The following is a 20035-nucleotide window of genomic DNA, read 5'->3' on the forward strand; positions in this document are numbered from 1 at the left end:
TCTTCAGTTCAAAGAGTGGGCCGTGGCATTATTCCACGGCCCCACTCTACAGTTGCTTAGGTACCTATTTCTAAGACTTTAGGCATCTGCCTGCTGGGCCCGAGCTGCACGCTCAGCGTGAGCGAGCGCCTCGGAGAATAACCGGCGAGACGCTGGAGCAGCCTCAGTGTGGTTTGCGAGCCATTCTTGACCACGGGCCACGATATCGACGCCCAAGTCATCGCGGCCAGTTAATACGGTTGGGAAAGCGTGAGCAATGAAGTTCGACGCAATCTCAACAGTGCGATCAGCCCACTGTGATTCGATATTGTCAAAATACCGATCGACGAAGGCCACCAGCAATTGCGGATCACCATCAGTAAATCCAAGAGCTGCCGAACGTTGAATAGAGTTAGGAACCTCACCACCGGTAATATCACGCCAAGCTGCTTCTTTAGCCTCAGCAGAAGAAAGTGCTGCGCGTGCCCGTGCCGCATGAGCTGCACCTGAGGCGGTATTATCTCGCTCGGTACGCTCGCGTTCGATCACATCAGCATCCACGCGGCCGCTTGCGGCCAACCGCGCCAGAATACCCCAGCGGAAATTAGCATCAACACTTAACCCGTCTAGAACATCTCTACCTTCTAGCCAGCCAGCAACAGTATCAATCTGAGCATCAGTGTAGGCCAAGGAAACACTGGCCATCGCCAATTGGAATTGGCGATCAGTGCCAGTTTGAGCATCACGAGCAAGCTCGGCTAGTCGCTGGCCAACCTTTTCTTGCAAAGCCGAACGTTTTGCCGGGGCAGAATATAATTTTACCGCCGTCGAGAGCGAATTAATGAGCGAGCGCAACACCGTACCATGATCCTCAGTTTCCAAGGCTTTAAGCACTAACTCAACATAATCGGAAGCAGGCATTTCACCATCGCGGGTCATATCCCATGCAGAGAACAACACCAACGTACGCGCCAGGCGGTCGCTGAAAGCATTAATATGCTTGATTGCAAACGCCAAGGACTCATCATCCATACGCACTTTCGCGTACGCTAAATCGCCGTCGTTAATCAAAATTAACTCAGGGCGCTCGATACCGCTAAATGCTGGAACAACTGTTTCAGCGCCGTCGATATCCAATTCCGTATGTGCAACACGTACCAGTTTGCCCTCGTCGTTTAACGAATAACCGCCAACGCCAATACGGTGTGGACGCATTGAGGCGCGGCCATCTGTACCTTGCTCGATAACCATTTCGGATAACGTTCCACCATCCATCGTTAACCGAGGACGCAAAATATTGATACCGGATTCTTGCAACCAGACCTTGACCCATTCGGTCAAATCGCGCCCGGAAGCTGCCGAAAGCTCTACCAATAGATCATCAAGGGTAGCGTTGCCCCACGCCTTCTTCTTCAAATACTTCGATACCCCGGTAAAGAACGCATCGCGTCCAACATAGGCAACCAATTGCTGGAATACCGAAGCACCTTTACCGTAGGTAATACCATCAAAATTAACTTGCACATCTTCCAAATCGCGAATATCGGCAGCGATCGGATGAGTCGATGGTAGCTGGTCTTGCATCTGCGCCCAGGACTTCTCTGAGGAGTTAAACGTTACCCACGCATCACTCCAACGCGTAGCCTCGGCGGTTGCCACATGCGAGGTGAACTCAGCAAAGGATTCGTTAAGCCACAAGTCATCCCACCACTTCATCGTCACCAAATCACCGAACCACATGTGAGCCAGCTCGTGGACGACGGTGATTGCGCGGCGTTCAACAAGAGCTTCAGTTGGGCGAGAACGGAAAACATAATCATCTAGAATCGTCACACAGCCCGGATGCTCCATCGCTCCAGCATTGTATTCGGGTACGAAGATCTGATCGTATTTGCGGAATGGGTAGGGCACATCCCACGCATCTTCGAAGAAATCCATTGCTTGCTTGGTGATGGTGATGATCTCATCGCCATCAAGGTATTCAGCTAAGGACTTACGGGCATAGACTCCCATCGGAATTGTGCGACCATCAGAAGATGGATGCGAATCGGTCACGCCTTCGTAAGGGCCAGCAATAATACATGTCAAGTAGGACGAAATGGGCTCAGTTGGGCTAAATTCCCACGTTGCAAAGCCTTCTTCGGCAGCAGTTGGTTGCGGAGTGGGGGAGACGGAGAATACCTTCCAGTGCTTTGGCGCAGTGACGACGAAGGTGAATTCGGCTTTCAAATCAGGCTGTTCGAATACCGCATACATTCGGCGTGAATCTGGAACCTCAAACTGAGAGTAGAGATAAACTTCGTTATCTGCCGGATCAATAGCGCGGTGTAGGCCTTCGCCGGTGTGGGAATAAACGCACGTCGCATCAACATAGAGTTCGTTTTCGTCAGCTAAGTTTTCCAGCGCGATCCGTGAATCGGAGTATGCACTGGTTGGAATCTCCACCCCATTGAGTACGATCTTTTCCACTGACTGGGCAATCAAATCAATAAATGTTGATGCTCCGTGAAGCGCACTGAACTTTACGTTGGTTTGAGAACGGAAGGTAGTATCTCCACGTAAATCAAGTTCGACGCGGTAAGTATGGGTTGTGATGATATCGGCACGCTGTGCGGCCTCAACACGGGTGAGATTTTGTCCGGGCACGGATTGTCCTTTCAGTTGGATACTGCGTGGTTGCGGTGTGAACGAGTAGCAGTAGTAGTGTGCTACCTGGAATACGGCAGACAGTCATAGTTCAGTCTACTCTGTGGAATAGTTGGTGCGAAAATCCGGGCACAGTCTGGCGGCGTAATGACCGATACTTTTTACAACATAGATCTCAATCGCATCTGCACTGCCGGGTGCGTTCGTGGTAAGGGCAGTTACCGATCGGCAAATGTTGCCATGGGGGCGTGGCGAATCATGCGATCAATGTCCGGATGGACGAAACTGCCATCGCTATGCTGTGGTTCGCCAGCACGCTGGGCATAGGCGCGCAAGAAGCGTGTCAGGCACCTTCCAAGAGGTAAATCTGATTCAGGGGGAGCATGATGGGCATATCCACCAATGGAGTAAAGCAACATCCCAGGTAAGACATCAGCAGTGATATCTTCGCGTGGCATCGCAAAGGGAAGATTTATGCGACGCGCCCCAGCGCGCTCATAGAATTTCATTCGAGCAAGGGGGTCGCCGTATGCGGTTACCTCAGTGTGGACGTGGGGATCTTCAACTTCGATGAGGATGAGGAAGGGGTCATGTTCTTTGGTTAGAATCTCGACGGTTTCATCTAGTAACCGCGAGCCAACACCTTTACCGCGCCCAGCTTCACCGACGGCAAGCCAGGAGAGCAAAATGACGGTGCAGTTACTATGCGACCGGCCGGCCATAGTGTCAGCGTGGTCGATGCTGCCATTGCCAGCACAGGGCAGGAAACTAATCGAGATACCAGTTGGCGTTTGCTGGTCGAATGTAGCTAGCGCATATATTTCTCCGGCATCAAACATCTCCATAAATCCCGTCTTTTCCGGCCGCTCAGCAGCCGGAAAAGACGGGATCAGGATGGTCTCTACGATACAAGCGAATTCCTCACGAGTGGGGAAGCGAGTAGACATAGTTACCAGATGCGAACGCGATCTTCAGGAGCAAGGTAAAGCTCATCGCCTGGCTGGACATCAAACGCTTGAGCGAAGGCATCGACATTCTTCACCACGCCGTTGCATCGGAACTCCGCAGGTGAATGGGGATCGGTAGCTACCCGCTGGATCATTAACTCATCGCGGCGCTTTTCTTGCCAAATGCGAGCATAGGAGAGCAGGACGCGTTGGATTCCAGTCAAACCAGCTAGGACTGGAACATCATGTGCCGATGCGAAACCGGCGCGCTGGCAGGCGATTTCATAAGCCTTTAGACCAATGGAGATACCGCCTAAATCACCGATATTTTCACCCAAGGTCAATTCACCATTGACATGGTGTGGCGAATCGGCATCAAACTGTGCGGGAACGTAGGCGGAGTACTGGTCTATGAGAGCTTTTGTACGCTTATTGAACTCTTCTCGATCAGTATCCGTCCACCAGTTATTCAATCGACCACTGCCATCGTACTTCGATCCTTGATCGTCAAACCCGTGGCCGATTTCGTGGCCGATAACTGCGCCAATTCCGCCATAATTCCATGCTGGATCAGCATCGGCATCGAAGAATGGTGGCTGTAGAATTGCTGCCGGGAAAACGATTTCGTTCATAATGGGGTTGTAGTAGGCATTGACAGTTTGCGGAGTCATATGCCACTCATCACGATCTACCGGGGTGCCGAGCTTGTCGATGTTTTCCTCAAACTCAAACTTGGCAATTGCCCGGATGTTGGCAAGGAGATCATCTGCACGAATCTCGAGCTGAGAATAATCACGCCACTTAACCGGATAGCCAATCTTGGGGGTAAAGGTAGCTAGTTTTTCCAAGGCTCGCTCGCGAGTTTCGTCCGTCATCCAGTCAAGACTTGAAATCGAGGCGTGGTAAGCGCTGAGGAGATCGTCAACAAGCTGTTCCATTTTGGCTTTGTTTTCCGGTGGGAAATGCTTAGCTACATAGACTTTTCCAACCGCTTCACCTAGGCCTTCGTTGACGAGCACAACAGCGCGCTTCCAGCGTTCACGCTGAACTTCTTGGCCAGAGAGCATCGTGCCGTAGAAGGCGAAATGGGCGGTGACGATATCTTCTGAAAGGTAAGGTGCACGAGCCAAAATGAGGTGCCAGCGGATGTAGGTACGTAGCGTATCGACGTCGAACTGAGCCCACACCTGCCCAAGACCAGTGAAGGACCGCGGAGTCATACACAAGATTTGTGGCGCGTTTTGTGCAGTGATACCCAGGGCAGTGAGTACGGCTTTCATGTCAAATTCACCGGCGAGTTCAGCGAATTCGTCATAGGACATGACATTATTTGTTAGTTCTGCATCACGCGATTCCACAACAGTGAAATGGTGGGAAGCAATTGCGGTTTCAACTTCAAGGATCTTTGTTGCCGCTTCCTTAGCATCGACGTCGGTGAGGCCAGTTGCAAGGGAGTAAAGCGTAGGGATGAACTGGGTGTAGGCATCTAAGATCGGCGCATATTCTTCGGAGCGATAGAATGCTTCATCAGGAAGACCGATGCCGGACTGGTATGCCCACGGAATATAGCTATCTGGGTTATTGCGATCAGCATTGGCTGCGATACCAAATGGGCCAGTAACGCCAGTGGTGTAGAACTTAGCAATAGCTATTTCAAGGCCTTGTTTGTTTTGCGCGTTGTCAAGGATTTCAAATTCGGGCGCGAGAGGAATTGCCCCCAGGCCGTTAATGACGCTTTCGTTCATAAACGAGTTATACAGATCGCCGATTTTAGCTGCGTTAGGATCAGATGAGCCGGCACTGGCCAGTTCGGTGATAATTGTGCGGACATCTTCTTCGGCTTGGTTGCGCAGATCTATAAATGAACCAGTTGAGGCTTGATCTGCTGGAATCTCGGTGGCATCGATCCATGTTCCGTTAACGTAGCGGAAGAGATCATCTTGGGGCCGTACCGATGGATGTAATTCATCGGAAACTTTTTGGGTTGTGTTATCTATACTCATGTAGTAAGTCTACCGTAGTTGTCGAAGCTACTGACATTTATGGGTAAACTGGTGGTATGCGAGTACATATTGCGGCAGATCATGCCGGTTTTGAATTAAAGGCCCATCTTATTGAGCATTTGCGTGCTAATGGGCATGAAGTTATTGACCATGGATACGAAACATACGACAAAATGGATGCTTATCCGCCGGTGTGTTTCGCAGCTGGCGAAGGCGTTGTGAGCGATCCGGGTTCTTTGGGAATCGTCATTGGTGGATCAGGCAACGGCGAGCAGATGGCTGCGAACAAAGTTGTGGGGGTACGCGCAGCTTTGGTATGGAATGAGGAGATTGCCGCGCTAGCTCGTGAGCATAATAATGCCAACGTTATTTCGTTAGGCGCCCGCCAGCACTCTGTGGATGAAGCAACTCGGTTCGTCGATATCTTCTTAGCAACGGGCTTCGATCCGCACTCGCGCCATCAATCGCGCATTGACATGATGAGTGACTACGAGAAGTAACCAGCTCACAGGCGCGTGATTGAATTCGCTTGCCGATGAACCTGGTGTAGCCAGACTTCAAAACCGCGGTATTAAGACCAACTGCCCGATAACGGGTTAGCGTGCTTAATACCGCGGTTTTAGGTGTCTGCTCGTGTAACTGCGTGCCTAGTGGAGTGGAATTTCAGATCCAGATAGCCGGATCGATCTGTTCGCTAGTCACCGCAATATCCGGCGCTGGCCGGTTTTTCGCTGGTATTCCAACGGCGGTGTGCCCACTAGGGACGTCTTTAACGACGACGGCGTTGGCTCCAATTGCGACATCGTTTCCAACCTCGATTGGCCCTAAAATTTTTGCACCAGTTCCAATAACGACGCGATCTCCAATAGTGGGATGACGTTTGCCTTCAGACATTGACACTCCACCGAGTGTGGTGCCGTGGAAGATGACGACGTCATCACCAACTTCAGCAGTCTCACCGATGACGACTCCCATACCGTGATCGATAAACAAACGTCTGCCGAGTTCTGCTCCAGGGTGGATCTCGATCCCAGTCAGGGCACGAATACCTTGAGCAAATATTCGAGCCGCGGTTTTCAACCGGTTGTGGCTCCACATGCGGTGGGTAATACGATAACCCCACACGGCGTGGACGCCGGGGTAGGAGAGGAAAACTTCCACCAGATTGCGCGCTGCCGGATCGTGGTTGATAGCAGCTTGCATATCTTCTTTCATTTGTTGAAAGAGTGGCTGGTGCTGGTGCATATCAGGGTATCCGTTCAGTCGGTTAGCCCGGCAAAGAGCGGTGTGGAAACATAGCGCTCACCGAAATCTGGAATGATGACGACGATCGTTTTATTCGCATTTTCGGGACGAGCTGCCACTTGAGCGGCTGCTGCGAGGGCTGCTCCGGATGAGATTCCTACGAGGATGCCTTCTTCGTGTGCTGCACGACGGGCAAAAGTCAAGGATTCTTCAGTAGAAACTGTAAGCACTTCATCGTAGAGTTCGGTATCAAGAACTTGGGGAACAAAGTTTGCTCCGATGCCTTGGATACCGTGTGGTCCAGCTGTTCCTTCGGAAAGAAGTGGTGATTCTGCAGGCTCAACTGCGACGATCTTTACGTTCGGATTCTTTTCTTTCAAATAGCGACCAGCGCCAGTGATAGTTCCGCCGGTGCCGATTCCAGCAATAAAGATATCGACTTTACCTTCAAGATCATTCCAGATTTCTGGACCGGTGGTGGCGTAGTGCTTTTCCGGGTTTGCGCTGTTGGCAAACTGGGAGGCTTTGATAGCGCCGGGGGTTTCGGCAACGAGTTTTTCTGCTGCTTGAACTGCTCCGCGCATGCCTTCGGCCTTGGGAGTCAAAATAAGATCTGCTCCAAAACCGCGCAAGAGAGCACGGCGTTCTTTAGACATCGATTCTGGCATGGTGAGGATGACTTTGTAGCCACGTGCTGCCCCCACCCAGGCGAGTGCGATTCCGGTGTTGCCCGATGTGGCTTCTACGATTGTTCCACCGGGTTTGAGTTCGCCGGAGGCTTCGGCGGCGTCAATAATAGCGACTCCGATGCGATCTTTAACTGAGTTCGCTGGGTTGAAGAACTCTAGTTTCGCTACGACGGTGGCGTTATCTCCAGCTAGGTGATTGATGCGCACAAGTGGAGTGTTTCCTACGAGTTCAGTTGCGTTGTTATATAGCATAATGCGGTCCTATCGAATTGTTTTTACAAGAATATTGTTTAACAGCGAGCGTCAAGCATGCGTCTTCATACGCACGGTTAGAGCCTGACGCCCATCAGACAGGTAGAACAACGTGCGGTTAGGGTGTTACTGCGAATGTACATCACGCCATCCTTTCCGCCTCAAGATTTTATTGAAAAATAAACAGCTACAGTTTATGTCGAAAATCGTGGCGTGCAAAATTGTGGCTGGCGTGTTCACCCTCAGCGTTGAAGAAGTTTCACAAAGTTAGTGTTCCGGCCGGAATATCAAGTACGACGACGCCGTCGGGTTGGGCAGTTCGTGCGCCTTTGGTTATCTCAGATACATAGACGGCGAATTGTTCGACGTCGCTAACAGCCACTCGAAACGTCACGCCAGAATGTTCATAGAGCGTATCGATGACGTCGTAGCCACGAGTGCGGGCATCGGCGTCGAATTTTCCGGCCCAACTGTGGGGGAGGGTGATGCGTTGGACTGAGCGCGTTACCGGCGAAACCAGTTCGACTCCGGTTAGGCAGTTGCGTACGGAATCAGAATATGCCCGAACGAGCCCGCCGGTACCAAGCAGTGTTCCACCAAAGTAGCGCACCACAACTGCAGCAATATCGGTGAGGTTTGCCCCGAGCAAAACATCGAGCATTGGCCGGCCAGCAGTACCAGAGGGTTCGCCGTCGTCAGAAGAATGGTTAAGCGGTTGGGCTCCGGCAACGCTGACGATGTAGGCGCTACAATGGTGGCGGGCGTCGGGGAATTCGGCGCGGGCTTGGGCGAGTAGATCGCGCGCTGAGTGCAGTGATTCCACGCGGCGAATAAGAGTAATGAAGCGCGAACGCTTAATCTCGAGCTCGGAACGTAATTCGGTGCCGGCAGGCAAACGCAGTAAAGTAGTCATCGATGATTAGTCTATCAAGCATACGCCAGTGGTTCTGCGCACAAAACATGCCAGATGAATGATAGAAAATCTTCAAACGTGCTAAAGTAATTGCTTGTCTGCTTGGAAAACCAAGCTACTTGGTGAAAGCCAAGCACATAGATCTTATATGAAAGGAGCGGTTGGACTCATGGCAGTACCTAAGCGCAAGATGTCCCGTAGCAACACCCGCTCTCGCCGCTCCCAGTGGAAGGCTGAGCTCACTGAGCTTCAGACCGTAAAGTCTCTTGGTGGCCGCGAGGTTCGTATTCCGCGCCGTTTGGCAAAGGCTGCACAAAAGGGCTTGCTTGACTAATTTAAGCTAATAAGAATGACTCCAGTTAAAAAACTGGAGTCATTCTTATAATGTGCGCTCTTTAGCTCTAGCGTAAACTAAAACCAAAATTGTTGATGTGGTGTAAGGAATAGAAGTGTCTGGCAAGTATTTAAGTCTCGTCATTGCGTTGGGCCTTTTGGTTGGCGGATGTAGTTCCCAGCCGCAACACTCCAGCGTGCCCGAAACATCTGAAGAACAACATGTTTCCCAAGAGCCACAAGAAGCAGAGCAGGCCGAGCCTTCTCTTTCCGAGGTGACCTTACGCCGAGCAATGAAAGAAGCTGATTTTGCGGACCGGGTTGAAGCCGATCAGCTTATCGCCGAAGCTCCCTTGTTACGTATCGTGCTTCCTAGCCGGTTAACGCGCCAGATTTCTGAGAATCCAGGGCGTATTGGTATGTGGGAAGATAGTGAAAAGCGCACCACCGTTGTGCTCAGTATTGCCGGCATAGCAGGTATTGCTTCCGACGGCGAAAAGTATGCTGAGTTTCTTACCCAAGCTGCCCAGCTCTCTGGGCGCACTGTTACCTATATTGACACAGTCTTATTTGGTGAAGTATCTGCCCACCACTTTGCCATACAAGGCGGGAGTCAGTTGGCTGAGATTTATGCTTTCGAGCTTGATGGAATCTCCTATGAATTAACCCTCAATGCAGCTGATGAGGCCGCCCTTGATGAGGTTAGATCCCATGTAGAACAAACATTTGCTGTGCCTGAAGTTCTCGGTAGTTCAAGCGGTGAAAGCGAAGATGGCGAAACCGGTGTGGAGGGCGAGAACGCGTCTGGGAACGAAGAGTAGTGTTTGTTGAAGCTTGCCAGCCGCGCCCGATTGCTCGGCCACATGACGGCGGTGAAGTGCGGATCCCAGCATTAGGTATCCGCAACGCACAACCCGTGTGCTTTTATGATCTACGTCCAGCTCCGCTAACAGGTAGTGGAAGAACATTTACTGGTGAAGTGATGGCATCTGATCTTCCCAACCCGAACCGGATTGCCTACGTCGTCTTGGATGGTACGTTACATAGCGCTACTTTTGTTGAAGATCCAGCGATTTCTTCGGACGCGGCAGTGGCCTCTAGCAACGAACAAATAACGGTGGCATACAGTTCGGTGGAAGGCCAAGTGAGCTATATGTCTTCGACCTATGCCGGCCCGCGACTGGTGCCGTGGCTAGGCTTTGCCCGAACCGGTGAAGATTTCACCCACCATCGGCTAGATATTTTATACGAAGAAACCCATGCCGATGCTTTGTTTGCTACCTCCGGTTCTACTGTAATGTTCAACGGGCATGCGCTGGTTCCGTATGTTGTGCGTATCCAAGATGAAACCCATGTGCGTGTAGTCCACTTCCGTGACGGGCAGTATGTGGGGATGTCTGCCCCCATTGCTTCGCCAGACTTTCTCATTGATGAAACGTCACTAGCCCTCGATAAGAACAACCACATTATTCTCAATGCCCGTATTCAAGGTTTCGAAGGGCGTGGAGCTGGGGGACGTTTGGTGGCGAAGAGTGCCGATGGGTTTGAGTTTAGTTCCTTAGAATATCGTTCCTTGCCAGATCCGGGATGCAACGCAAAAGCTATCGGAAATCTGTTCATACACCCGCATTCAATGGTCGGGCGCCAACAAGGCTGTATCGTCGATATGGAAAGCGGAGACGTCGTTTACCGCTTTGACGACGGCGAATTTGGATACTCCGATGCGCTATGGCACGAAGATCGCCTTATTGTCGTCGCAGAACGAAACAACGAATTGTGGCAATGGACCTTAGCGCTCGCGCGTAGCGCGTAACCAGCCAGTGATTACGCCACGGCGTGGGGCAAAGAGCCACGTGACAATAAAAATGGCTGTCAAAATCAAAACAATCATGGCGCCGGTTGGAACATCCCACGTCCATGAAGCCCAAATTCCTAAAAATGCACCCAATGATCCGATCGCTGGAGAAATAATCATCATGGTTCCCACCCGGTCGGTAAGCATTCGAGCCCCAGCAGCCGGAGTGATAAGCAGAGCTAGCACAAGAATATTTCCAATGGTTTGGACTGAAATAACTACCGCAGCTGCCACGGCCAAGTAGACGACTAGGTCTGCGCGCAATGTGGAAATGCCCAGGCTTGTTGCATAATCACGATCCACACTCACTGCTACTAGCTTGCGATGATAAAACGCTAGTACGGCAATAATGAGGAAACCTAAACCAGCAACGGCGAGCATATCGGAGTCCGTAGAGCCGTTGAGGGAGCCGAATAAGAACGATTCCAGGGAACCAGTATATCCAGGAATTCGTGACATAATCACTAGGCCTAGCGCAAATGCTGCCGCAAAAAACACTCCAATAATCGAGTCCTCTTTTAATCTGCGATGCTGAGCAAATAATGTGATCAGCAGCGTCACGATCACACCTGCAATAGCGCCCCCGAGCAGAATAGAGCCTTGGAGTGCAAACGCGGCTGCTACGCCGGGAAATACGGCATGGGCCAGAGCGTCGCCAACGAATGACATGCCTCGCAAGACCACATGTGCGCCGGCAACTCCACAAACAATTGCAGCTAAAACAGCCACCACTAGTGCACGCGGCAAGAAACTCAGTGCCGGATTGGTCAAATCATTAAGAAAATCAATAAGGTTCATGCCAGTCCCAAACTTTTCAGTAGTGAAGAATCAGCGCGCACTGCGTAAGTATCCATCCATAGTTGGCGATCGCGTAGCGCACTAGGTTCACCAAAAGCGCGTACCGTGCCGTGAAGCATCAATAGGTGGCTACACATATCTACAGCTCCCGGCAGATCGTGCGTCGACATAATAATGCCTACGCCTTGTTTGGCTAAGGAGGTAAAAAGGTCAGTGAGTGAATCCTGGTTGGGGTGGTCCAAACCAGTAAACGGCTCATCTAGCAATAGCAACGACGGTTGAGTTACTAAGGCGCGAGCAACAAGGAGGCGTTGTTTTTGCCCGCCAGAAAGTTCGGCAAGTGCACGCTCGGAATACTCAGCCAACCCAACAGTGTCAAGAGCTTGATAAACAGCTTGCCATTCTGTTTTCCCCAGCCGGGAAAACCAGGAGCGTTGCGGGATAAACGACGTGGCAACGAGCTGCTCGAGAGACATTGGGTAGTCCCATTCGATTTGGCGTGACTGGGGAACATAGCCAAGTTTGGCATGGCGTTCAATCCGTCCGCCCGACGTCGGCAACAAACCATTAATCGCGCGCATCAGCGTTGTTTTTCCAGCGCCATTGGGGCCAATAAGCCCGATAAGCTGGCCGGGATGCACATCAAAACTGACGTTGGAAAGCACATCGCGTCCACCTAGGCGCACACTGATATTGTCAACGTTGAGCAAGGCGGGGGAGCTCACATCTCACCTCGTGCTTCCTTCTTCGTGGTAGCTTCACGCCGCTTGAGCAGGACAAAGGCGATAAGTGCGATCACAACAACACCAGCCCCCAGACCTACTACCAGTGGCAATATCGACGATGAAGAGTCAGCCTCGGCGTTGTGCGCTGCTGATTCGGTGCGTTCGGAGACGCCAGATTCAGATGTCTGTTCCGGTGTAGATTTGTGGGCGCGTTCAGCACTTTCATAAGCGTTGGTAGCGTCCGTATCAGTTCCAACTGCGAAGGTCAGAGTCTGGGTGTCGGAGACGGTGGTGCCATCGTTGAGGGTTGCACTGGCAGTGAGGTGGACGTGATGGATCCCAGGTTCGGTAAATACCCAGTTGGCGTGGGTATGGGAGTGCAGCTCGACGTCGATGGGTTGTTGTTCGTTCTTATCCGATGTCCACAACACTTGTGGTGCACCGAAATTACCAGCCTGGACGAAGACGGTGAACTGGCCTGGCCCTTCATGCCCGCCATAGCTTAAAGTTACTGTGCCGTTGACGTTGTCGGTAACACCGGGATCTTGAGTATTCCACCCGAGCCACACTACCTGCGCGATTTCTTGCTGGGGGACAACCCACACCTTGTGATCAGCGTCGTTAATGAAGGAATATGTTTGATCTTGGGGAACTTCGAGAATTCCTTCGTCACTGACCCGATAGATCATGTCGGCTACGTGGCGCCACACGGGGGTAGTTTCGGTATCGTCGCGTGCCATCAAAGTCCATTGGTTATCGATGAGTTTTGGTCCCAGATCGATATGCCCAGCGCTGCGTTCTACGCGCTCACCGGCACTAGCAATGTTTTCGTTGGCGTCAACGCGCTGGGTTAGTGCTGGATCGGATTCGGTAGAACTAGGGGTGGTTGTTGCTGCGGCGGGCAGAGCAAAAATGGAGAGTAGGGCTGCGGTTGCAGATAGGGCAAATAGACGAAGTTTCATTGTTCTACCTTTGGAATATCGAGGTCTGCGGGCCATGGCGGCAGAGCGCCAGGGTTCAGACACGTGAATACGGTTGTGGTTAACGAAGTCATAAGATCTATGTAGGTTTGGCCTTCTTGAATGACATCGCCAGTGATAGGGCAAATATCAATGTTGTTTGCGTGGGCAAGGTTGGTTAGGGCCGGTGATTGTCCTGCGCCACCTAGTTCGGTAAATACTGCCGGGATGTTTAATGACGCTAGAGTTGCTGATAGATTGGCTAGATCGCGTGTTGATGGTTCTAGGCTGGGGTTTGGTGAAACATAGCCGGCGACGTCGAGTCCGTAACCTTTGGCGAAGTATCCGTAGCCGTCGTGGCTGGTAACTAGGCGTTTGTTGTTGGGTGGGATCATTGCCAGAGTTAGGCGCATCCAGCGATCGAGTTTGGTTAGCTGAGTTTTGTAGCGTTGAGCGTTGTCTTGGTAAATTGTTGCGCCTTGGGGATCGTAGGTGGATAGCGCTTGGGTAATGACATCGACGTAGGCGATCGTGTTGCGTACATCGAGCCACATGTGGGGATCTATTTCGCCGTGGACATGTTTGCCGATTACTGCTTGGGCTAATATCCATACTTGTTCGCCGGGTTTTCCGATGAAGCGCCAGTTGCCTTTGGCTGGAATTTCAGTCGCGGTTGAGTGGGGGACTGCGATAACTGCGGTGTGTGGGTCGACGTCGTAGGGCGTTGCGTTGGTATCTTCGCCGCGTAACGTTAGGCGACCTGCTAGGGAGGCGGTGATGTCGACGTGTCCGGAGCTGATGATTCGGGTGGGCGTTGGTTCGACGTCGGTTGGATCGATTCCGACGGCGAACGTGAGTGTGGTTTGCCCAAGTTCAGTGGTGTGCGAGCCTGAGTTAAGTGTGGCAGCCAGCGTGAGCTGGTAGGTGCCGGGTTTGCTAAATGCCCACGACATATGGGTATGGGCATTCGTTGGTAGTGCGAGGGTATCGGCGCTAGAGATGCCATCGGAGGTTGTTAGCCACGCGTTTGCTTGGCCAAATGTTCCAGTGGTGAAGGCTGCCATGTTGCCCGGGCCTTTGGCTGCAGTGGCAGTAAAGGATACTGAGTCTTGGGTTCCGCCAGAGCCATCGACGCGTAGTCCTAGCCATGCAGTGGATAAGGCGAGGTCTTCTACTAGTGGGATATGGTAGGCGCCAAATGGGATTGCTTCATCGCCGAGTGCAATTATTGGGGCATTTGCGGGCAGATTGGCGTGCAGGGAGTCCATGAGGGCGGCATCTTCGAGCAGGAGTTGGTTGGTGATTGCTAGATCAGCGTAGGCGATAGCCCGGATTGTGGAGAAGGTTGCCTCGTAGGTGTGTGGATCGCGTCCGGGTGGTACCAGTGCGGTGACGTTGAGCCGATCACCGGCGATATTGCGTGTGATATCAGCAAGGAACGGGGTAGAGGCGACGACGTTATGTTCTTGCGCTGGCGAGGTGGTGGTCGAACAACCGCTGATGAGGATTGCGGCACATAGCAAGATTGCCTGCAGTCGTTTCACAGTACCCCTCTCAGTTAATAATCGTTCTCAATATATCTAAGAATAATTCTCGTTAACGGTGGGCGCAGATCTAGATGGGATTGTGTAACTGTATTCATAGCCCGGGATTAGGAGATTGGTCTGTTGTGTTCGCTAATTTATCGGAGTGTCGCTAAGGAGGGTAAAAGTTGATTCAGATAACGCGCATTGTTAGGTGTGTTTATAGATGGATTTTTCCTTCGGCGTTCCACTAAATTGACCTTTTTGGAAAGTGATCTTTACGAATTGGGGGAAATCGTGAGATATGGGACTTGTGTACTAAGTGTCGCTAAGAGCGTGGAGTTTATTCTTGTTATATGGGAGTGATGTAGATCGCCATGTTCTTTGCAGAGGCGGTAAATCGCTGTCGTGAGCTTGAAGTCGGTTACGTAATAGTTTGGAGGACTTATGTCTACTCCGGCCACCACGGTTTACACCGCGGATGAAGAAAAATATATTCTACGAAACAAACAAGGCGTGCCTGTTGGTGTTAAACCACATCAGAAATGGACGCCACTGAAAATCGCTCTATGGGTAGGAATTTCCCTTCTCGGTGGGTTGGGATGGACAATGCTCGCCATCGTGCGCGGTGAAGAGGTTAATTCCATCTGGTTTGTTATCACTGCACTGTGTACCTATGCGATCGGATATCGTTTTTACGCATTGTATATCCAGCGCAAGATCATGATTCCCGATGATACTAACGCAACCCCGGCAGAACGAATCAATAATGGTCGTGACTTCGATCCGACTAACCGCGTAGTTCTTTATGGGCATCACTTTGCTGCAATTGCTGGGGCCGGCCCACTCGTGGGACCAGTTTTAGCTGCTCAAATGGGATACCTTCCAGGAACCTTGTGGATTATCTTCGGTGTGCTTGTTGCCGGAGCTGTCCAAGACATGCTGGTTCTCTTCTTCTCCATGCGACGTGGTGGCCGATCCTTGGGCAAGATGGCACAAGATGAAATTGGCAAGATCGGTGGAGCTGTAGCAACCGTCATCGTCTTAGTTATGTTGATGATCGTGCTTGCTGTTCTCGCTATGGTATGTGTCAATGCGCTTGCAGCCTCCCCTTGGGGAGTGTTCTCAGTAGGCATGACTATCCCGTTGGCAATTGCAATGGGATTGTGGTTACGCTTTGTTCAACCCGGTAAGATCACTCAGGTATCCATCGTTGGTTGTATCGGATTGATCTTGTGCATTATCGGCGGCCGCTACGTTGCCGAATCATCCTTTGGTGAATACTTGCATCTGAGCCCAACAACCTTGGTGATCGCCATGGTGATTTACGGATTCTTCGCTGCAGTGTTGCCGGTCTGGATGCTCCTTACTCCTCGCGACTACCTCTCTACATTCATGAAGGTTGGAACTATTGCGATCTTGGCAGTAGGCATTGTTGTGGTGCGTCCGATCTTGGAGATGCCTGCTGTTACTGAGTTTGCTTCTAATACTGATGGTCCAGTATTTGCCGGAGAACTCTTCCCGTTCTTGTTTATCACCATCGCGTGCGGTGCGCTTTCAGGAATGCATGCAACAGTCTCATCTGGTACAACACCAAAAATGCTTCAAAAAGAGTCCCAGGTACGAATGATTGGTTACGGCGGTATGCTCATGGAGTCGTTCGTGGCAATCATGGCATTAGCAGCAGCTGCCTCGTTGAATCAAGGGATTTATTTTGGTATGAACACCTCGGCTGGCACAGTCGATAAACTGGCCGGGACTGCCGTCGTCGAACAATACGACGGGGATCGCGAAGAAATTACCTCAGTTGCTGTAGGGAATCTAGGTGTAACGAACGTTCACGGTGGCAAGGTTGTGCCGCAATGGGAAACCGAAGATGCCAACGGCAATGAAGTTGTTGTCTCTGGCGCAGATGCGTTTAAGGCTGTGGCTAAAGACGTGGGTGAACCTTCCATTGTTTCGCGAACTGGTGGTGCGCCAACACTAGCTGTGTCCATGGCACACATTTTGCACCAGGTTGGTGGTGGTAAGGGCATGATGGGCTTCTGGTACCACTTTGCGATTATGTTCGAGGCACTCTTTATTCTCTCAGCGGTCGATGCTGTGACGCGTGTGGCGCGGTTCCAAGTATCGGAAGCACTCGGTTCTGTTATTCCAAAGTTCAAAGATCCTAACTGGAACGTCGGTGCCTGGTTTGCCACCGGCTTGGTTGTTGCCGCATGGGGATCTTTGCTGCTGATGGGAGTAACTGATCCGCGAGGCGGTATCCAAACACTCTTCCCACTCTTTGGTATTGCCAACCAACTTATCGCCGCGATTGCGCTGTTGCTATGCACTGTTGTAGTGGCACGTAAGGGCTTTATCAAGTACCTGTGGATTCCGATGATTCCATTTGTTTTTGATGTCGCTGTTACCTTTACTGCCTCTTATCAAAAGATTTTCTCCACCGACGCCAAGATTGGTTACTTCCAGCAGTGGCGTGATGCGCTGGCAAAGGCAGATTCGCTTACTGATCCGGTTGCCATTGAAGATAACGCAGCAGTTATCCGCAATACCTTTATCCAAGGTACGCTTTCGGTGATCTTTGTTGCGGCAGTAGCATTCGTCATCGTAGCTGCAGCTATTCGTATCTACTCAACGATTAGCTCTGGCACATATAGCAATAGTGAAGATCCGTATCAAGAATCAAACTTCTTTGCTCCGGTCAACCTTATTGCTAGCCCACTGGAAAAGAAACTGGTTGTGGAATACGAACAGGTTGGAGATCCTAACCTGATTCCGGGAATGAAACCAGCTACTCACTAGGGATCAAGCCATAGCCGCCTTTAAGAGCAGTTCATGGCTTTGGCTCCAGTGTTATGAGCCCAGTGTTATGAGCCAAGCAGATCGAGGAATATAGTCAGGAAGAATCATGAAAGAATATCTCGACAAAGTAGCCAAATGCTATCAGCATTTTCGTTACCTTTGGCGTGAAATGACCGGAGAAGGAGCCTATGATGCTTATCTGGCTCGACATTCTCGAGACCACCCTGACCATGAGCCGATGAGCGAACGCGATTTTTGGCGCGCTAGAGCTGACGAGGCGGAAAACAACGTCCAAGCACGCTGTTGCTAATGCGCTCAGCTCGGCATTGATAACTCTGTGCCCGGTGGTTTAGATCGGATAGATCTCAAACCACCGGGCACAGTTATGTTCAGTTCAGGTCTGCCGGATCTGCTGAGACGCGGCCTGCCAGGCCAAGATCTAGAGCATCAATGGCAGCAATATCTTCTGAAGTGAGAACCACGTTGGTGCTGGCAAGATTTTCTCTCATGCGTTGCGGTGATGAGCTCTTGGGGAAAACAATATGGCCCTTGGCAATATGCCAGGCCAATGTCACTTGCGCCCAGCTAGCTTGGTGGCGCTGGGCAATCTCGCCTATTAGGCCGGCTTGGTAATCAACTTTTCCTTGGCCCAAAGGCCCCCACGCCTGAAGCTCAATGTGATGCGTCTTAGCTAGTTCCTTCGTTGGTTTTTGCTGGAATTGAGGATGAAGCTCAATTTGATCAACAGCAGGAATCAGGCCGGTTGCGATAATATCTGGCAGATAGCGTTCATCGAAGTTAGATACGCCAATTGAGTGGGTCAAACCTTGGGATCGCAGTTCCCCAAAAGTTTCCCAGGTACTGGCAATCGGACCATTTTTCGGTGCCGGCCAGTGAATGAGATAGAGATCAACGTAATCAAGGCCGAGCTTGGTAAGCGATTCATCTAGCGCTGCCCGCACTGCGTCTGGACCGCGGCGATCATTCCACAGCTTAGTCGTGATCCACAGTTCATCACGCGCGATTCCAGAGTGTGCGATAGCTCGACCTACGCCCTCTTCGTTGCGGTAAATAGCTGCAGTATCAATATGGCGATAACCGGCTTCCAATGCCTGACTTACTTGGGCTTCGGTATCTTGTGGTGGCACTAAGAATGTTCCATACCCAAGTTGAGGAATGTTGCGCCCGTCATTGAGGGGGAGTGTTGGAATCATGGTCAACCCTTTCGTTCGTCAGAATATAGATACCTCGAGCCTAATCGGTTAATTTAAGCAACAGGAACCGCTTGGCGGTAGTTGTGTCATATTCTCTCTTGTGGCGCAATCTGCAGATTTACCCACCTGGTGGCGGTATGTTCGCAGCTGGTGGCGATATGTACAAGTGGCAACCGGGTGCTGGAGTTCCGTGAGTCAAGATATGCAAAATAGCGGCAAATGAACGCAATCGGGCGTGTGGGCCGCGCGTGCGCTAAATACCGCTATTTTGACTCTAGTAAATATGTGACGTGGTGAGCCTCGAAAGAGGGGCAGAGAAGATTAGCTTATCCTCAGTGCTCGTCGTAGTGCTCTCCGTGGCTGGCATGACGGTGGCCGTCATGGAGGTAGTCAACGTGATCGTCGTGTTGGACCGCTTCGTGCCCGCAGTTTTCACCGTGCTGATGTTCAGCAATAGTGTGTTCGGCTACTGCTTCATGCTCGTCGTAATGATCGCCATGAAGTGCGTGGTGGTGGGTGCCGTGCACGTAGTCGACGTGATCGCCGTGCTGGACTGCTTCGTGCCCGCAGTTTTCGCCGTGCTGGTGTTCAGCAACACTATGCTCTGCGTGGATATCTTGAATTGTCATTGTTTTTCCTTAAATAGTTGATGGGGTTGGTTAAATCTAAGACTCGAGTTTTTCGTGAGCATGGATTATGGCATCAGTAACAACGTGTGCAACATGCTCATCAGCTAGCTGATAAATCACTTCTCTGCCCTGGCGAGTAGCAGTGACCATTCCGGCAGTGCGCAAGGTTCGCAGATGTTGTGATACCAGCGGTTGTGATAGGTGGGTTTGTCGTGCTAGTTGGCTAACCGTCATAGATTCGGTATCAAGAGCGACGAGAAGTTCTAGCCGAGACTCATTGCCTAGTACTTTGAACATCTCGGCTACTCGCGCGAAATCTGGTGAGGTTTCCATATCTCAACCATCGCACACATATAAATAAATTGCAATATATTTAACTAAATGATAACGACACTCATTGTCAGTTACCAAGAACCTCTCGCGAACCCCGGCAACCCTGGCACTAGAGACCAGCAGAACGAGTGCAGAATACGAGAAAAGTATTTTCAGTGGTGTTTTTCAGCAGATGCTTGACTAAACT

General features: G+C 51.2%; 19 protein-coding genes. 6 read left to right on the plus strand and 13 right to left on the minus strand.

The annotated features are described in order from the left end of the window. Window positions 1-78 precede the first annotated feature (78 nt). The 3 genes from pepN to NG665_RS02195 form a co-directional block, all read right to left on the minus strand. Complete coding sequence (gene pepN, locus NG665_RS02185) at window positions 79-2625, minus strand: aminopeptidase N (protein WP_252673675.1); 2547 nt, start codon at window positions 2623-2625, stop codon at window positions 79-81. A gap of 218 nt (window positions 2626-2843) precedes the next feature. Then, window positions 2844-3572 (minus strand): N-acetyltransferase, encoded by a 729-nt coding sequence (locus NG665_RS02190; protein WP_252673676.1) that lies wholly within the window; start codon window positions 3570-3572, stop codon window positions 2844-2846. 2 nt (window positions 3573-3574) lie between these two features. Next, on the minus strand, window positions 3575-5575 hold the full coding sequence (locus NG665_RS02195; RefSeq protein ID WP_252673677.1) for a M13 family metallopeptidase: 2001 nt from the start codon (window positions 5573-5575) through the stop codon (window positions 3575-3577). Window positions 5576-5631: 56 nt separating this feature from the next. On the opposite strand from NG665_RS02195, the gene NG665_RS02200 reads away from it, so the two are divergent. Next, entirely contained in the window at window positions 5632-6075 is a 444-nt protein-coding gene (locus NG665_RS02200; RefSeq protein WP_252673678.1) for a ribose-5-phosphate isomerase, read from the plus strand. 163 nt (window positions 6076-6238) lie between these two features. Here NG665_RS02200 and epsC read toward each other — a convergent pair whose 3' ends face one another. The 3 genes from epsC to NG665_RS02215 all read right to left on the minus strand — a co-directional run bounded on the left by epsC (window position 6239) and on the right by NG665_RS02215 (window position 8674). Continuing rightward, window positions 6239-6820, minus strand: a complete 582-nt coding sequence (gene epsC, locus NG665_RS02205) for a serine O-acetyltransferase EpsC (RefSeq protein WP_289812925.1) — start codon at window positions 6818-6820, stop codon at window positions 6239-6241. Between the two features lie 14 nt (window positions 6821-6834). Then, window positions 6835-7761, minus strand: coding sequence for a cysteine synthase A (cysK, locus tag NG665_RS02210; protein WP_289812926.1), 927 nt, complete (start codon window positions 7759-7761; stop codon window positions 6835-6837). Between the two features lie 259 nt (window positions 7762-8020). After that, entirely contained in the window at window positions 8021-8674 is a 654-nt protein-coding gene (locus NG665_RS02215) for an IMPACT family protein (protein ID WP_252673680.1), read from the minus strand. Between the two features lie 169 nt (window positions 8675-8843). On the opposite strand from NG665_RS02215, the gene rpmF reads away from it, so the two are divergent. From rpmF to NG665_RS02230, 3 genes are all read left to right on the plus strand, one after another. Continuing rightward, window positions 8844-9008, plus strand: a complete 165-nt coding sequence (gene rpmF, locus NG665_RS02220; protein ID WP_013169725.1) for a 50S ribosomal protein L32 — start codon at window positions 8844-8846, stop codon at window positions 9006-9008. A 115-nt stretch (window positions 9009-9123) separates the two neighbouring features. Then, window positions 9124-9828 (plus strand): hypothetical protein, encoded by a 705-nt coding sequence (locus tag NG665_RS02225; RefSeq protein WP_252673681.1) that lies wholly within the window; start codon window positions 9124-9126, stop codon window positions 9826-9828. After that, window positions 9828-10820 (plus strand): sialidase family protein, encoded by a 993-nt coding sequence (locus NG665_RS02230; RefSeq protein WP_252673682.1) that lies wholly within the window; start codon window positions 9828-9830, stop codon window positions 10818-10820. The genes NG665_RS02225 and NG665_RS02230 overlap by 1 nt, the downstream gene beginning before the upstream one ends. Here NG665_RS02230 and NG665_RS02235 read toward each other — a convergent pair. From NG665_RS02235 to NG665_RS02250, 4 genes are read right to left on the minus strand one after another with little or no spacing between them, the layout of a single operon-like run. Next, window positions 10797-11660, minus strand: a complete 864-nt coding sequence (locus tag NG665_RS02235) for an anchored repeat-type ABC transporter permease subunit (protein WP_252673683.1) — start codon at window positions 11658-11660, stop codon at window positions 10797-10799. The genes NG665_RS02230 and NG665_RS02235 overlap by 24 nt on opposite strands. Then, window positions 11657-12385, minus strand: coding sequence for a metal ABC transporter ATP-binding protein (locus NG665_RS02240; RefSeq protein ID WP_252673684.1), 729 nt, complete (start codon window positions 12383-12385; stop codon window positions 11657-11659). Before NG665_RS02240 ends, NG665_RS02235 begins: the two co-directional genes overlap by 4 nt. After that, window positions 12382-13347: a choice-of-anchor M domain-containing protein gene (locus NG665_RS02245; protein ID WP_252673685.1), complete on the minus strand. Its 966-nt coding sequence runs from the start codon at window positions 13345-13347 to the stop codon at window positions 12382-12384. Before NG665_RS02245 ends, NG665_RS02240 begins: the two co-directional genes overlap by 4 nt. Continuing rightward, complete coding sequence (locus NG665_RS02250) at window positions 13344-14888, minus strand: anchored repeat ABC transporter, substrate-binding protein (RefSeq protein ID WP_252673686.1); 1545 nt, start codon at window positions 14886-14888, stop codon at window positions 13344-13346. The genes NG665_RS02245 and NG665_RS02250 overlap by 4 nt, the downstream gene beginning before the upstream one ends. Window positions 14889-15314: 426 nt before the next feature. Here NG665_RS02250 and NG665_RS02255 point away from each other — a divergent pair, with 426 nt between their 5' ends. Further along, on the plus strand, window positions 15315-17672 hold the full coding sequence (locus NG665_RS02255; RefSeq protein ID WP_252673687.1) for a carbon starvation CstA family protein: 2358 nt from the start codon (window positions 15315-15317) through the stop codon (window positions 17670-17672). A 106-nt stretch (window positions 17673-17778) separates the two neighbouring features. Continuing rightward, the gene (locus NG665_RS02260) at window positions 17779-17982 is read left to right on the plus strand and encodes a YbdD/YjiX family protein (protein ID WP_252673688.1); all 204 of its coding nucleotides are present in this window, start codon (window positions 17779-17781) and stop codon (window positions 17980-17982) included. Window positions 17983-18061: 79 nt separating this feature from the next. Here the strand turns inward: NG665_RS02260 and NG665_RS02265 are convergent, their stop codons facing one another. The 3 genes from NG665_RS02265 to NG665_RS02275 all read right to left on the minus strand — a co-directional run bounded on the left by NG665_RS02265 (window position 18062) and on the right by NG665_RS02275 (window position 19848). After that, window positions 18062-18886 carry an aldo/keto reductase gene (locus tag NG665_RS02265; RefSeq protein WP_252673689.1) on the minus strand — a complete coding sequence of 275 codons (825 nt, stop codon included), beginning with the start codon at window positions 18884-18886 and terminating at the stop codon, window positions 18062-18064. A 332-nt stretch (window positions 18887-19218) separates the two neighbouring features. Further along, a complete protein-coding gene (locus NG665_RS02270) occupies window positions 19219-19515 on the minus strand; it encodes a hypothetical protein (protein ID WP_252673690.1) in 297 nt (98 codons plus the stop codon). A 36-nt stretch (window positions 19516-19551) separates the two neighbouring features. Then, window positions 19552-19848, minus strand: a complete 297-nt coding sequence (locus NG665_RS02275) for an ArsR/SmtB family transcription factor (RefSeq protein ID WP_252673691.1) — start codon at window positions 19846-19848, stop codon at window positions 19552-19554. Between the last annotated feature and the right edge of the window lie 187 nt (window positions 19849-20035).

Source organism: Arcanobacterium pinnipediorum (assembly GCF_023973165.1).
In the GTDB taxonomy this organism is placed as follows: Bacteria; Actinomycetota; Actinomycetes; order Actinomycetales; family Actinomycetaceae; genus Arcanobacterium; species Arcanobacterium pinnipediorum.